The following is a 14,806-nucleotide window of genomic DNA, read 5'->3' as shown; positions in this document are numbered from 1 at the left end:
TATAATCAAGCATAATGAACTATACATATGAAACGGATAAGGTGTCTACATTGACTTAAAAGGGAAGTTGGTGAAAATCCAACGCGGTCCCGCCACTGTTATTAGAAGTTTGCAACGAATGCCACTGTATATTTATGGGAAGGTGTTGTAAACGGTTTCTAAAAGCCAGGAGACCTGCCATATTCGAACACTTATGCACCTACGCGGATAGGGAAGTGTATGGCGGATATCCATTTATACATATAGCCATGCAAACACCTCTGATCCTGTAGGAGGTGTTTTTTCTATGTTCAAAAAAGAAAAATGGGGGATAAGCATGAAAAAATTATCTAGTTTGTCAGCTGTGTTAGTACTTTCGGTAGGTCTTATGGCAGGATGTGGTGATTCTTCTAAAGAAGAAAATGCTTCAACTTCTAAAGGGAATGAACCAACTGCTACTCAAGCTTTTCCGGTGACAATTAAGGATGCTGCAGGTGAAGAAGTGACAATTGAAAAAGAGCCGAAAAAAATTGTTTCCCTTATTCCGAGCAACACAGAAATTGTTTTTGAACTAGGGGCAGGTGACAATGTTGTCGGTGTTTCAGATAACGATAATTATCCAAAAGAAGTAGAGAAGATTGAGAAAATCGGCGGCATGGAGATGAATACGGAGAAGGTAATTGCAATGGAGCCGGATTTAGTGCTGGCTCATGCCTCTAATGCTCATAATGGAAGCGAAGGAATTAAACAATTAAAAGAAGTAGGTATTCCAGTACTAGTCGTTAATGATTCACAAAACTTTGAACAGGTCTATGAATCCATTGAAATGATTGGTCAAGCAACAGGTGAAAACGAAGCAGCAGAAGAACTTGTTCAAGATATGCAGGAAGATTTAAAGGAGATTGAAGAAAAAGCGAAGGCTGTGACAGAGCAGGACCGTAAGAAAGTGTTGATTGAAGTGTCGCCAGCACCTGAAATTTACTCTCCGGGTAAAAATACATTTATGAATGAAATGCTGCAAATCATTGGAGCAGATAATGTAGCAGGAGATCTTGAAGGCTGGGCTAAAATTGATGAAGAATCAATGATTGCTGCTAATCCAGATGTAATCGTTACGACTTATGGATACTACACAGAAGACCCAGTTGCTCAAGTGAAAAGCCGCAACGGGTGGGAAGATGTTACAGCGATTAAACAGGAACAGATCTATGATGTGCATTCTGATTTAGTTACTCGTTCTGGCCCACGTTTAGTAGAGGGAGTAGAGGAACTTGCTGAAGCAATCTATCCGGAAATCTTTAACTAATAATAAACCTTTAGCTTATATTATTGCCGTTAGTTTTCTACTATTCTCGATGATGGTAGGGATTTCAATTGGTTCAGTTTCGGTTCCTTTTCTCACATTATTTCAGATATTAGGTAAGGAAGTATTTCATTTACCCATTGCAGCACAACCAGATACGATGTTTACGAATATTGTCATGAATATTCGCTTGCCGCGTGTGTTGTTAGCGGGCTTAGTAGGGGCATCTCTCGCTATTGCGGGAGCTGCCTTTCAAGGTTTGTTGCGCAACCCGCTTGCCGATCCATATACATTAGGGGTCTCTTCAGGCGCATCTGTTGGAGCCGTTGCGACGATTTTTCTTGGACTTTCTATACCTGTTTTAGGTAGCTTTACACTTCCGATATTGAGCGTAATCTTTTCGGTCGTCACGATTTTTTGTGTACTTCTTTTTGCTAAAAAAATGGATCGATCGATGAAGGTTGAAACGATTATTTTAACAGGGATTATTTTTAGTTCATTTTTAAGTGCGTTCATTTCGCTCATGATTGCGTTAACAGGTGAGGAATTACGTCAAATTATCGGCTGGCTCATGGGGAGTGTGTCGATGCGCGGTTGGAACTATATTGTAATTATCCTGCCGTTTTTCGTTATCGGTTCACTGATTTTAATGATGAATACTCAGGAACTAAATGCCATGACATTTGGGGAAAATCGGGCGAAGCATTTAGGTGTGAATGTACAAAGACGGAAGTTAACTATTTTAATAGCAGGTTCTGTTTTAACCGGAGCTGCTGTTGCTGTATCAGGGACGATTGGCTTTGTTGGTCTCGTTATTCCTCATATTATTCGGCAAATTTGGGGACCGGATCATAAACATTTATTGCCGTTATCGTTACTCATCGGCAGTGGTTTTTTAATATTAGCTGATTTAGTCGCAAGGATGGTTATATCACCATCTGAATTGCCAATTGGCGTTATTACGTCTTTAATTGGTGCGCCGGCATTTGCTTTAATTTTACTAAAAAGAAGAAGGCAAGGGGAGAGATAAGATGCTTGAAGTAACGGGGTTATCGGGTGGGTATTATAATCACCCTGTCTTAGATTCGGTTTCTTTTACGGTAAATAAAGGGGAGTTGTTTGGAATACTCGGCCCAAATGGAAGCGGAAAAACAACACTCCTAAGCATGTTAAGCGGCGTGTTAGCTTATGAAGCCGGTACAATTAAAATTAAAGGCAAAAGTCTAAAGGAATATTCAGCAAAGCAATTAGCACAAGTGATTGCCGTTTTACCACAGCATTCTTCGCTTGCGTTTTCTTATACGGTGAAAGAAACCGTTTCACTCGGTCGATATGCCCATCAAAAAGGTCTATTTCATTCATGGTCAGACGAAGATGAAGCCGTTGTTCAGAAAGTAATGGAACAGACAGGGGTAGCCGATTTTAGCGATTATCAGTTTGAACAGTTATCTGGGGGAGAACGACAACGTGTATTGTTAGCCCAAGCACTTGCTCAAGAACCAGAAATTTTATTTCTAGATGAACCAACGAATCATCTCGATCTTTCCTATCAAAAAGGGCTGCTCGATTTAATGAAAAAGATGGCGATGGAGTATGAGCTAACGGTCATTGCTATTTTTCATGATTTAAATTTAGCTGGTTTATATTGTGCTCGTTTAATGCTGCTTGAAAAAGGCCAAGTAAGGGTAAACGACATTCCAAATGAGGTGCTAAAGCAAGAACGAATTCAGCAAGTATATCGAACAGAGATTGAAAAGCATCCACATCCAGCGATTCCAAGACCGCAAATGTTTATTGTCCCCGATCAGCATGATTCAGAGAAAGAATCATGTGTGATTAATGGGGAATATTTAAAGGTTTCAGATGAAATGATTCAATTACATGCCCCGATTCCATTGCGGACGATGTCTTCAGGAGTGACAGGTTCTGGAACTGGATGGCATCAGGCATTTGTGAATCGTCATGTGTCTCATACATATAGTTGTGAGAATCATGTAGAAGAAATGACGGATTATTTACGAAGTTATGGATTTGAACCGAGTGAAACAGTTGGCATGATGACAGCTGTTTTTTTAGAAGCGGTGTCTTATCGGTTTTTACAGGGAGAAAACTTCTCAATCTTTGTCGTTGTGACGGCGGGAGTCGGGAACGCAGTTGATGCTTCGCTTGCTGATCAACATTCAGATGCGCCAAGGCCAGGAACGATTAATACGTGGATATTTATCAACGGTCACGTAGCTGAAGAAGCATTCATTCATAGCATTGTCACGGCAACAGAAGCGAAAGTAAAAGCCTTACATGAACTTGGCGTGAAAGATCCAGTTACAAATACCTGGGCAACAGGAACATCAACAGATAGTATATTAATCGCCGCTACACAGCGAGGAGAGAGGCTTCAATATGCGGGTACAATTACGCCGCTCGGAAAGCTGATTAGTCGAGGTGTATACGATTGTACGGTTGAAGCAATTGAAAGAAATGAGCGGGTGAAGCGAACATGATACTAACTCATCTATATGCTATTACATTGGCGTTTTTCCTCGATGTATTGATTGGGGATCCTCCTAAGTGGCCGCATCCAGTCAAATGGATAGGGACGCTTATTAGCCGATTAGATCAAAAGTTAAATACAGGTCATTATAAGAAACAAAAAGGCATGGTCATGCTAGTGATTGTTTTGCTGCTAGCATTTGGATTAACGGTTGCGATTACCTATTTGGCTTATCAATTACATATGATTGCAGGAATCATTGTGGAAGCGATTTTAATTTTTACAACGATTGCTCAAAAAAGTCTTCGTCAGGCAGGGATGGACGTATTTCGTCCGCTTGTAGAGGGAGATATGTCAGAAGCTCGTTTAAAGCTTTCTTATATTGTTGGTCGTGATACGGATCAGCTGGATGAAGGTGAAATTGTTCGCGGAACGGTTGAAACAGTCGCCGAAAATACGAGTGACGGCATTACGGCTCCTTTATTTTGGGCTCTTATTGGCGGGGCTCCGCTAGCGATGGTGTACCGAGCGATTAATACATGCGATTCGATGGTTGGTTATCGCAATGATAAATACGGAGAGTTCGGCTGGGCATCTGCTAAGTTAGATGATGTTGTGAACTGGATACCGAGTCGACTAACAGGTTTTTTAATGCTGCTCGGTTATCCGTCACGCTATCATCAGTGGAAAAGGCGCTGGTTGATATTATGGGCAGATGCAAAGCGTCATCCAAGTCCAAATAGCGGATGGACAGAAGCGGCAGTGGCTTCTCTTTTAGGTATTCAATTGGGCGGTCGTAATGTGTATAAAGGCGTGGTTTCTTATCGTGCAAAAATGGGGCAGCCTCTTGTTCCATTAAAAGCCATTCATATTCGTAAGACAATCTCTATTATGCATTTCGCGTCGGTGCTTTTCTTAATACTGCTTTGGTTAGGGGGCTTGATTTATTATGGCATTACCAACTCATGGAGCTAATCCGCATTACTTATATGAAGCGCTTGGAATGGACATGCCTTCATCCTATGTCGACTTTAGCGCGAACATTAATCCTCTAGGCCCTCCTTCTAGCTTACAAGAGCATTGGTCTCGTCTGTTTAACAGCATGATCCATTATCCAGATCCGCATGCTGTGGAGTTGACAAAACTTTTAGCTTATAAAGAGCAGCTTTCGGAACATTCTATTCTGGTTGGGAATGGCGGTGCAGAAATGATTACCCTTGTTGCGCGTTTGTTAGCGGGCAAGAAGGTGCTGATTATTCAGCCTGCTTTTGCTGAATATGCAGAAAGCTGTCACGCTGCGGGCTGTGATGTGAGTTTTTATCAGCTGCAAGAACCGAATTGGGAGTTACATATCGAGTCATTGCGTCCGTATTTGCAAAAAAATGATGCTGTTTTTTTATGTACACCGAATAATCCTACAGGTATTTCCTTCGCGAGAGAATCGGTTCGTGAACTCATTGTGGAATGTGAACAAGCGAACTGTATGGTTGTCATTGATGAGGCATTTTATGATTTTACAGAAGATTCTTTTACCTATGCACCACTTCTTGCTCAATATAAGCATGTTATGATTTTACGTTCGTTAACGAAAATTTTTGCCATTCCAGGTTTACGTTTAGGCTATTTATTAGCAGATGCAGAAATGATTCAGCAATTAAAACCGTATAAACCGCATTGGAGTGTTAATGCTATTGCACTAGAGGCAGGGAAGCTCTGTCTTACTGAAGAGATATACGTAGAGAAAACGAGGGCGTATATCCATGAGCAAAAACAGAAACTATTTTCGTTTTTTGAAGAATATGAGTTTGATGTTTCTGATAGTTCCATTAACTTTTACCTATTAAAAGATTCAAAAGTTAAAGATTCAACGGCGATGTTGAAATTTTTATTAAGCCGGGGGATTATCCCACGCCACACGTATAATTTTCCAGGATTAGATGGGAGATGGCTTCGTTTCGCGATTAAAAGTAAACGGGATAATGAAGTATTGATGGAGGGATTACGTGAATGGCGAAAGCAGCACTCTACTTTATAACAGGTGGCGTCAGAAGTGGAAAGAGCCGCTTTGCCGAACAAACTGCGCAAGAATGGGCTATAGAGCAACATGCCACTCTTCACTATTTGGCATGCGGACGAGTATTTGATGCTGAAATGGCAGAGCGTGTAAATAGACATCAAGAGGATCGTGAGAACAGTCCGATTCCATGGAAAACATGGGAATTCCCTACTGATATTGAGAGAATAGTAGAGGGAATCAATCAAGATTCTGTCGTTTTATTAGATTGTTTAACAACGCTTGTGGATAATGAATTATTTACACCGCAAAAGCCGCTTGAAGCGGAGTTTTTAGAAGAGACTTTCATAAAAATTATGAAGGGTATTGAAGAAATTCAGCGTCACGCTGCTTGTTTGATTATTGTAAGCAATGAAGTGGTTCAAGAACCAATTTTCCACAACGAATTTTTGCATACATATGCGAAAATGTTAGGCTTGCTTCATCAAGGCATTGTAGAACGTGCTGATGCAGCGTACATGGTTGAATGGGGGATACCGGTCATGAAAAAAGGAGGCACACGAATATGAGTGCAATGATTGGGTTTCTGATCAACCTGCAATTTTTTACGGTTATTCCGCTGAAAAAAGCACTGCCAATGGAGAAACCATTTATCCATCGCGCAATTCAAACATTTCCTCTAGTAGGGGTGTTACTCGGCTTGGTGATGGGAACCGTTTTATATGCAATGGTTGAATGGACTCCGTTTTCAACGCTTTCAATCGCTTTTGTTCTTTGGTTATTAACGATTGTGTTAACCGGTGGTCTGCATCTTGACGGCTGGATTGATACGAGCGATGCGTTTTTTTCCTATCAGGATAAAGAACGACGTTTAGAGATTATGAAAGATTCGCGTACAGGTGCTTTCGGTGTCATTTCAGTTATTGTGCTGCTCGCTATGCGTTTCTTATTTATTTATGAGATTGTTGACCGCCTAACGATTTGGAGTTATTTTCTCATCATTATTATGCCGTTTTTAAGCAAGTGCGTGATGGGCTATTTGCTCTGTAAAATGCCGCTGGCTAAACAAGAAGGCTTAGGGGCTTTTTTTCAAAGTGCTGCCCGCAAAAATAGTCTGTACGTTTATTGGTTATATTTACTGGCAAGTGCTGTGATAGCCTTTGTATTAGGAACGAAACTCGGTATTTTATTAATGATTCTTATGATAGCAACCGGTTTATTTTTGCTATTTCTTAAGAAGAAAATTGTGCAATGGTATGGCGGAATCACTGGGGACGTATTAGGTGCATCAGTGGAAGGAGTGGAATTATGGTTATGGTTCATTCTATGGCTATTACATTACTTCGTCACGGGCTAACAGAGGCTAACGAGCGAAAGGCCTATCTCGGTTGGACAGATTCTCCTTTGAGTGAAGGCGGCAAGGCAGACATTCAGGCACTAGCCGGCTGTTTTGATACATATGAACATATCATTTCCAGCGATTTGCCTCGTTGTGTAACAACTGCACAGCTCCTATTTCCGACTGCCTCTATTATATCAGACTCCGCTTTTCGTGAAATGAATTGGGGGCTTTGGGAAGGGAAAACGTATGAACAATTGAAGGAAGATTCATACTATCAAACTTGGCTGGAAAACCCGATGAAAGCGGATGTTCCAGAGGGAGAAAGCTACCCTGTTTTTTCGGAAAGAATTAGGGAAGGTTGGCGAAATCTTAACATTGGAAAAGTAGAGAATATCGTGATTATGACACATGGCGGCGTTGTTCGTGAATTGTTAGCTCGTTATGCTCCTGAGGAAAAGTCGTTTTGGGATTGGCAAATTCCGCATGCGGGCGGTTATGAACTATTTTGGAATGATAAAGAGGCATGGAGGAGGGGAGAGCGATGCACTTCGTTACGGGTGGTGCCTATAATGGAAAAGCAGAATGGGTAAGAAACTATTACTCTGAGGAGGCACCGGTGCAATGGATATCTGCTTATCGAGGTGAAGCACTTCCCTTTGATTTCGATGAAGATTTTGTTGTCTTGCAAGGAATCGAGATGTGGCTTCGAAACGAAGTACAACAGCAAACGGCAGCAGCAATTCGCATGAAATGGCAGGAAATCATCAAACGATGGCGAATATGGGAAGAGGAGAAAAAAACAAGGTGTTGTATTATCATTGGAGCGGATATTACAAAAGGGATTGTCCCCATTGAAGCGTATGATCGAACTTGGCGCGATGCTTCCGGCTGGGTTTTTCAAGATATAGCTGCTGCTTCTAGCCGTGTCGATATCATTTGGTATGGAATAGCTCAACAAGTAAAGTAGAGGAGGAATTTTTTTATGAAGATTTACACACGTACAGGTGATAAAGGACAAACAAGTGTGATTGGCGGTCGTTTAGATAAAGACGATATTCGAGTGGAGTCTTATGGTACAGTTGACGAAGTGAATAGTTATATTGGGCTTGCGGTGACGGAGTTAGACCCTGCTGTTTTTGCTGATGTATTAGCAGATCTTGAAAAAATTCAACATGAGCTATTTGACTGTGGCGGCGACTTAGCAACCATTTCTGAAAAAGCACCGAAAAAATTAACGGATGAAGCGATTACATATTTAGAAGAGAGAATTGATGCATTTATCGTAGAAGCTCCAGCATTAGAGCGATTTATTTTACCAGGAGGATCAAAGGCAGCGGCAACAATTCACCTTGCTCGTACAGTGACTCGTCGTGCAGAACGATTAGTTGTTGCCCTTGTGAAAACGGGAGCTGCCGTGTCTCCTTTAGCACTTCAATATTTAAATCGCTTATCAGATTATCTATTTGCAGTTGCCCGTGTTATTAACTTCCGTTTAGGTGTGAGCGATGTAGAATATGCGCGTAGTGCGAATGTATTCCGCGGTGGAAAAAGAAAGGAACGCGAGACAGAATAAGCGTTTAGATTAAAGGAGTTCTTGTTTTCTATGGCTAGTAAAACAAATGCGATGCGTCTTCTTGATGCAAAGAAAATCGACTATCAGATGATGGGATACGACAATCAAGATGGCAAAATTGACGGCTTATCGGTTGCTGAGAAAATTGGCAAAAGCCCTGAGTCAGTGTTTAAAACGTTAGTCGCTCATGGTGCCCCACAGCATGTATATGTCTTTGTCATTCCAGTAGGAGAAGAACTAGATTTGAAAAAAGCAGCTAAAGCAGCGGGTGAGAAGAAGATTGAAATGCTTCATGTCAAAGACCTTTTAAAATGGACTGGCTATATCCGCGGTGGCTGCTCTCCGATTGGGATGAAGAAGCTATATCCAACCTTTGTGGATGATAGTGCTGAAAATCTCGATACAATCATTGTCAGCGGTGGCAAAATTGGTACGCAAATCGAACTAACTGTTGAAAATTTACTCGCTGCGACCGAGGCGAAAGTCGAAGCATTAACGAAATAGGGGCTATCTTCTTAGATAGCCTCTTTGTTGTTTCTATGGAATAAAAAGCATCAACGAAAATCCAGTGGAAAGCCCCCTTCCTTGCTTGATTGCTGGATTTTGTCTTTCAAGACTCTAATGATGAAGGCCATTTCCTGGCCAGATTTCTAGAATTTTGTCCTTAAACATACTTTTTGAGGACGGCAAAAAAGTAATTATCTGAGGAGAATGATTATTTAACTAAATGGGAGGAGTCCTAAGTCGTATAATCAACAATAAAAGTCTATTAAAAAGTAGGCATTCACCTATCCATTCCATTTTGCATACCCTATCCTGAAGCAACACATCTGGTTAAAGAGGAGAGTGTGTTCAAGGTGACAGGAAAAGCATTGCATTACTTTGCCGGGGGAAATACAGCAAGAGGCTATTTCAGCTTATACGAATCTAATTTCGCTGAGTTAGAGAAGGTTTTTATTTTAAAAGGCGGCCCAGGGATGGGGAAATCAACGTTAATGAAAAAACTAGCGAATGAATGGCTAGAAAAAGGCTATGATGTAGAGCATATTCACTGTTCTTCTGATCCCGATTCGATTGATGGTGTTATTTTTCCAGCTTTAAAAATTGGGATTGTAGATGGAACAGAGCCGCATGTCGTAGAACCGAAAGCACCGGGGGCTATTGAAGAGTATGTGAACTTAGGTCATGCATGGAATTCACAGCAGTTAGTTGCGGAAAAAGCGGATATTCTTCGTTTAATGAAAGAACGGCAGGAAGCTTATGAGAGGGCTTACAAACATTATGCTGAAGCGCTGGCCGTTCATGATGAATGGGAAGAAATATATATTGCTAATATGGATTTTGAAAAGTTAAATGCATTAACAGGGAAATTAAAAACAAAGTTCTTCGGCGATATTTTCTTGAATAAAAAGGCAGATGTCCGGCATCGTTTTCTAGGAGCTGCTACACCAATTGGCGCTGTGGACTATGTTCCTAACCTAACGGAAGGTTTGTCGAAACGTTATTTCTTAAAAGGAAGACCAGGTTCGGGAAAATCGACGTTGTTGAAAAAGCTTGCCACGACGGCGGAGAATAGAGGATTTGATGTTGAAATCTATCATTGTGGATTTGATCCAAATAGTTTGGATATGGTGATTGTTCGGGAGCTTGGGATGGCGATTTTTGATAGTACAGCTCCTCATGAATATTTTCCAAGTCGTGCAGGCGATGAAATTATCGATTTATATAAGGTCGCTATTTTACCTGGAACGGACGAAATTTATAGTGATCAAATTAAAGACGTTTCAGCTAGATATCGTGCAAAGATGAATGATGGAACAGCTAGTTTAACTGAAGCCAAGAAGCTGCACGATGAGATAGAAAAGATTTATCAAAGAGCGATTGATTTTACAATTATTGATGATATTCAAAAAGATATGGAAACGGATATCCTCGATTTAGCAAAAGGAAATACAAGTAAATCGATTTTACATTAATAGAGAATGCCGTATTCTTTTATAGAGTACGGCATTTTTCATTAAGTTATGGTTAATTGCCACTAGACAATTACAAAAAACAGGAGTATAGTTACCTAGGTAACTATATATCAGATAAACTTAGTATATTATTTAATTATGTAAAAGGAAGAGAGGGCATAGTAAATTTATGAGTCAAAAACCGAAATTGTGGACGAAAGATTTCATTATCCTTTCGTCGACAAACTTTTTTATTTTTTTAACGTTTTATTTATTAATGGTTACATTGACCGCTTATACAATTGATCAATTCCATACTTCCCCGAGTCAAGCGGGGCTTGCAGCTAGTATCTTTGTACTTGGAGCCGTTCTCGTTCGTCCGATTGCCGGAAAGACAATTAATCGCATCGGTCAGAAGAAGATGTTAATCATTTCACTTGCTCTATTTATGATTGCTTGTATGCTTTATTTTTTTACAAATAGTTTAGCTTTTTTATTCTTGAACCGTATTATTCATGGAATGGCCTTTGGTATCGCGACAACGGCTACAGCAACAATTGCCGCGGGAATTATTCCAGCAGAAAGACGTGGTGAAGGAACCGGTTATTTCTCGATGAGTATGAATATCGCGATGGCTATTGGGCCTTTTATCGGGTTAATGATTACTCAATATTTAAGCTATACATTCGTATTTGTAGCTACGATTATTTTCTCAATTGCTGGATTATTGGCGACGGTGTTTATTCGTATCCCTTCAATGGAGTTTACAGAGGAAATAACGAAAAAAGGGATGAAATGGAGCGATTTCTTCGAGAAACGTGCTGTTCCTATTTCGATATCAGTGGCGTTGATCGGGTTTGTTTATTCGAGTGTTTTATCATTTTTAACAAGTTACGCACAGGAGATTCATTTAGTAAGTGCAGCTAGCTTTTTCTTTGTGATGTTTGCGATATTCTTGTTAGTATCACGTCCATTTACAGGGCAGTGGTTTGATAAATATGGAGAAAATAGAATCATTTATCCATCCATTCTATTATTTGCAATCGGATTGCTTATATTGAGTCAGGCTCATATAGGTGCGATGTTATTGATTGCTGGGGCGATTATTGGGGTTGGCTATGGAACCTATCAATCAAGTACTCAAGCGATTGTAGCGAAAGAAGCTCCGTCTCATCGAATAGGGTTAGCGACATCTACTTATTTTCTGTTTACGGATCTAGGGATTGGAGTTGGTCCATTCCTGTTAGGCTTTGTGATTCCTTATATAGGATTTCGTGGTTTATATGTAACGATGTCAATTGCTGCTTTTGCTTGTATAATTGTGTATTACTTCGTTCATGGAAAAAAAACATCGAACCGAACAGGCAAACCGTTACATGCTGAAAATTTTTAAAAAGAGTATAGAAGATATCATAAGGGGACATACTATTGATGTAATTGAATTTTTCCAAAAGTATTCCCCCTTTTCTCCGCCTGTAATCATATTTACAGGCGTTTTTTTTTGATTAAAAAAATGTACGTTGTAGGTAGTTGATATAGCTGACAATTTTAAGATGATAGTATAATGTGATAATTAGGCCTTTGGCTAAAAATTGAGTCAAAGACCGATTTTCTAATGCTAAAATAGTAGGTAACTATATATCTGGAGGTAGGACAAATGCCTTTTTACAATAAGTTTTTTCATCATTATCTACAAGTATCTCGATTCTTTACGAAGAAATTAAATGAACATCTTTCTAAAATAGATTTGCATCAAGCTCAATGGTCAATTATTTATTATTTACATGAGTTTGGTACAGCAACTCTTGTTGAAATTAGCACTTATTTGAATGTGGAAAAACCAACTATAACAAGAACTGTTAATCGCTTAGAAGAGAGAGGGCTCATTGAACAAATTCCGGGAAAAGACAAGAGGGAACGCCGCATTCAGTTGACGGATCTAGGCATGCATACATATGAGGAAGGTAAAAAAATAGTCGATAAATTTGAACAAAATATTATGAAAGATATTCCTGAAGCTGATCGTGAAGTAACAAGGCGAACTTTAAGAAGCTTACAGAGAAACTTAAAGGAAAGTAGTAAATAAAGACAACCCACTAATAGTGGGTTGTCCTAAAATTTATATGTCCACATACGTTCTTCTTGAAGTTGGGAAATGAATTCTACCTCTTTGTTGGCGACTTGTTCTTCCCAATTTGCTAGAAGTGCCTCTGTTTGAGAACGATGTGCTTTCATGGCAGCTAGTTTTTTACTTTGAACAGAACGGATATCATGCACAATATCTGGATTTCCTAATTCATCTAGGCAGTTGTTTGAAAAAGCTACACAGTGGAGCTTTGGACGTTCAGCTTCTGACATTCTTGCAATAGCTCGTACAACGGCTCTTCCTGTTGCTTCATGGTCAGGATGCACGCTGTAACCTGGATAGAACGTAATAACTAACGAAGGATGAAGTTCATCGATAGCTTCTGCAATCATGTTTGTTAGCTTTTCGTCATCCTCGAATTCAATAGTTTTATCACGCAGTCCCATCATTCGTAAATCCTGAATCCCGACGGCTTTAGCAGCATCAAGGAGCTCTTGCTTACGAATAACGGGAAGGGATTCTCTCGTTGCAAATGGCGGGTTGCCAAGGTTGCGCCCCATTTCACCTAACGTTAAACACATATATGTAACAGGTGTCCCAGCTTGAATGTGTAGAGCAAGTGTTCCGGCAACAGCAAATGATTCGTCATCAGGGTGCGGGAATACGACTAAAATATGTTTTTCCTTTTCCAACATAATCTCTCCTTTCATTCCTTATTCAAAAGGGCTGTAACTAAGCTGTAAGGCAACAGCTAGCTTGCCTGTATAATCAAGTCCGGCTAATAATAATCTACCTGATTGATCCACCTCAAAATGAGTTAAACCTTCTGCGTAAATCCAGCCGATAGAAAGTTTTAAGCCAACTCGGTATGGTCCTTCACCAATGATTTTTCCATGTTCATATTGAACAAGGGCATTTCGAATATAGGCACCTGCTGAGAAGAACGCTTCATTATGATGGCTGGCATATGCTCCATTTGTTGTTTCTAAATGAAGATAAACATCTTGCTTAGCAAAGGAGTCAATGACAGCTTGTACTTCTTTTAAATCAATAGATTTCATTGATTTTCCCCCCTTATAGATGAAAGTGAAAAGGCCGCTCTATATGTTGGAGCAAGCCTTTTATGATGATTCGAATTCATTATTGAGTTACTTTGTTTGGCGTGCCATATTTATGATAAGCTCCGTGATTAACTGGACCTACATATTCATTCATTTTCCAAGAATGACGTACAGCTTCAGTAATGAAGTCTTTTGCCGTATAAATTGCTTCTTTTACTGATTTTCCTTCTGCAAGTTGAGCTGCGATTGCTGCTGAAGATGAGCAGCCAGCTCCATGTGTATTTGTTGTTTCAATTTTTTCGGATTCTAAAATTTCAAACTCTTTGCCATCAAATAAAAGGTCGATGGCTTTATCGTGATCTAATTTGTTTCCACCTTTAATTAGGACATATTTTGCACCAAGCGCGTGAATTTTTTCTGCTGCTTGTTTCATGTCGTCAATTGTTTTAATTGGTGCTGTGCCAGCTAGTTGTGCCGCTTCGAAAAGATTTGGTGTCACAACAGTTGCTCGTGGTACAAGCACATCGCGAAGAGCAACAGCCGTTTCAGGATGAAGTACTTCATCTTCTCCTTTACATACCATAACAGGGTCAATTACGACTCTATCTAATTTTAGCTCGTCTATTTTTCGAGCAACAAGTTCGATGATTTCTACTGAACCAAGCATACCTGTTTTCATTGCATCAATTCCAACAGACAAGATCGTTTCCATTTGTGCTTCTAGTACGTCGACAGGCGTTGGGAAAACGTTATGTGCCCAACCTTTTTTTGGATCCATTGTTACAATCGTTGTTAATGCAGACATTCCGTAAATACCGAACTCTTGGAATGTTTTTAAATCGGCTTGAAGACCTGCACCGCCGCTAGAGTCTGATCCAGCCACTGTCATTGCTTTTTTCATAGTCATATGTGTGACCCCCTTAGGAGAATTAAAATCTGTATAATATTATACCCAATATCCTTGTTTTAGAATATACCATTATTTCCATTCTGTAAAATGAA

Annotated in this window: 17 protein-coding genes and 1 riboswitch; of the genes, 14 read left to right on the top strand and 3 right to left on the bottom strand. The window is 40.0% G+C overall.

What is annotated here, in order from left to right; translation table 11 throughout:
* Positions 1 to 22: 22 nt before the first annotated feature.
* Positions 23 to 196, top strand: a riboswitch (cobalamin riboswitch).
* Between the two features lie 120 nt (positions 197 to 316).
* The 14 genes from BAOM_RS22965 to BAOM_RS22900 all read left to right on the top strand — a co-directional run bounded on the left by BAOM_RS22965 (position 317) and on the right by BAOM_RS22900 (position 12,743).
* Positions 317 to 1,285, top strand: a complete 969-nt coding sequence (locus BAOM_RS22965) for an ABC transporter substrate-binding protein (RefSeq protein ID WP_127762705.1) — start codon at positions 317 to 319, stop codon at positions 1,283 to 1,285.
* Positions 1,251 to 2,312, top strand: coding sequence for a FecCD family ABC transporter permease (locus BAOM_RS22960; protein WP_127762261.1), 1,062 nt, complete (start codon positions 1,251 to 1,253; stop codon positions 2,310 to 2,312). The genes BAOM_RS22965 and BAOM_RS22960 overlap by 35 nt, the downstream gene beginning before the upstream one ends.
* Position 2,313: 1 nt before the next feature.
* The gene (locus BAOM_RS22955; RefSeq protein ID WP_127762260.1) at positions 2,314 to 3,783 is read left to right on the top strand and encodes a heme ABC transporter ATP-binding protein; all 1,470 of its coding nucleotides are present in this window, start codon (positions 2,314 to 2,316) and stop codon (positions 3,781 to 3,783) included.
* A complete protein-coding gene (cbiB, locus tag BAOM_RS22950; RefSeq protein WP_127762259.1) occupies positions 3,780 to 4,748 on the top strand; it encodes an adenosylcobinamide-phosphate synthase CbiB in 969 nt (322 codons plus the stop codon). Before BAOM_RS22955 ends, cbiB begins: the two co-directional genes overlap by 4 nt.
* The gene (gene cobD / locus BAOM_RS22945; protein ID WP_127762258.1) at positions 4,723 to 5,808 is read left to right on the top strand and encodes a threonine-phosphate decarboxylase CobD; all 1,086 of its coding nucleotides are present in this window, start codon (positions 4,723 to 4,725) and stop codon (positions 5,806 to 5,808) included. The genes cbiB and cobD overlap by 26 nt, the downstream gene beginning before the upstream one ends.
* Positions 5,781 to 6,356, top strand: a complete 576-nt coding sequence (locus BAOM_RS22940) for a bifunctional adenosylcobinamide kinase/adenosylcobinamide-phosphate guanylyltransferase (RefSeq protein WP_127762257.1) — start codon at positions 5,781 to 5,783, stop codon at positions 6,354 to 6,356. The genes cobD and BAOM_RS22940 overlap by 28 nt, the downstream gene beginning before the upstream one ends.
* Positions 6,353 to 7,144: an adenosylcobinamide-GDP ribazoletransferase gene (gene cobS, locus BAOM_RS22935; RefSeq protein WP_252282860.1), complete on the top strand. Its 792-nt coding sequence runs from the start codon at positions 6,353 to 6,355 to the stop codon at positions 7,142 to 7,144. The genes BAOM_RS22940 and cobS overlap by 4 nt, the downstream gene beginning before the upstream one ends.
* On the top strand, positions 7,096 to 7,719 hold the full coding sequence (locus BAOM_RS22930) for a histidine phosphatase family protein (RefSeq protein ID WP_252282859.1): 624 nt from the start codon (positions 7,096 to 7,098) through the stop codon (positions 7,717 to 7,719). The genes cobS and BAOM_RS22930 overlap by 49 nt, the downstream gene beginning before the upstream one ends.
* On the top strand, positions 7,671 to 8,096 hold the full coding sequence (locus tag BAOM_RS22925) for a bifunctional adenosylcobinamide kinase/adenosylcobinamide-phosphate guanylyltransferase (RefSeq protein ID WP_127762256.1): 426 nt from the start codon (positions 7,671 to 7,673) through the stop codon (positions 8,094 to 8,096). The genes BAOM_RS22930 and BAOM_RS22925 overlap by 49 nt, the downstream gene beginning before the upstream one ends.
* A 15-nt stretch (positions 8,097 to 8,111) precedes the next feature.
* Complete coding sequence (locus BAOM_RS22920; RefSeq protein ID WP_119116258.1) at positions 8,112 to 8,702, top strand: cob(I)yrinic acid a,c-diamide adenosyltransferase; 591 nt, start codon at positions 8,112 to 8,114, stop codon at positions 8,700 to 8,702.
* A 30-nt stretch (positions 8,703 to 8,732) separates the two neighbouring features.
* Positions 8,733 to 9,206: a Cys-tRNA(Pro) deacylase gene (gene ybaK, locus BAOM_RS22915; protein ID WP_127762255.1), complete on the top strand. Its 474-nt coding sequence runs from the start codon at positions 8,733 to 8,735 to the stop codon at positions 9,204 to 9,206.
* A gap of 353 nt (positions 9,207 to 9,559) precedes the next feature.
* Complete coding sequence (locus tag BAOM_RS22910; protein WP_127762254.1) at positions 9,560 to 10,678, top strand: PRK06851 family protein; 1,119 nt, start codon at positions 9,560 to 9,562, stop codon at positions 10,676 to 10,678.
* 169 nt (positions 10,679 to 10,847) lie between these two features.
* Positions 10,848 to 12,050, top strand: a complete 1,203-nt coding sequence (locus tag BAOM_RS22905; RefSeq protein WP_127762253.1) for an MFS transporter — start codon at positions 10,848 to 10,850, stop codon at positions 12,048 to 12,050.
* 264 nt (positions 12,051 to 12,314) lie between these two features.
* Positions 12,315 to 12,743 carry a MarR family winged helix-turn-helix transcriptional regulator gene (locus BAOM_RS22900; RefSeq protein ID WP_127762252.1) on the top strand — a complete coding sequence of 143 codons (429 nt, stop codon included), beginning with the start codon at positions 12,315 to 12,317 and terminating at the stop codon, positions 12,741 to 12,743.
* 26 nt (positions 12,744 to 12,769) lie between these two features.
* Here the strand turns inward: BAOM_RS22900 and bshB2 are convergent, their stop codons facing one another.
* The 3 genes from bshB2 to pdxK form a co-directional block, all read right to left on the bottom strand.
* Positions 12,770 to 13,438 (bottom strand): bacillithiol biosynthesis deacetylase BshB2, encoded by a 669-nt coding sequence (bshB2, locus tag BAOM_RS22895; protein WP_164853318.1) that lies wholly within the window; start codon positions 13,436 to 13,438, stop codon positions 12,770 to 12,772.
* Positions 13,439 to 13,456: 18 nt separating this feature from the next.
* The gene (locus BAOM_RS22890; protein WP_119116252.1) at positions 13,457 to 13,804 is read right to left on the bottom strand and encodes a YojF family protein; all 348 of its coding nucleotides are present in this window, start codon (positions 13,802 to 13,804) and stop codon (positions 13,457 to 13,459) included.
* 79 nt (positions 13,805 to 13,883) lie between these two features.
* Positions 13,884 to 14,711 (bottom strand): pyridoxine/pyridoxal/pyridoxamine kinase, encoded by an 828-nt coding sequence (pdxK, locus tag BAOM_RS22885; protein ID WP_180319805.1) that lies wholly within the window; start codon positions 14,709 to 14,711, stop codon positions 13,884 to 13,886.
* Positions 14,712 to 14,806: the final 95 nt, after the last annotated feature.

The organism is Peribacillus asahii (assembly GCF_004006295.1).
Taxonomy (GTDB): Bacteria; Bacillota; Bacilli; order Bacillales; family DSM-1321; genus Peribacillus; species Peribacillus asahii_A.
This window is presented reverse-complemented; position numbering and strand designations above follow the sequence as displayed.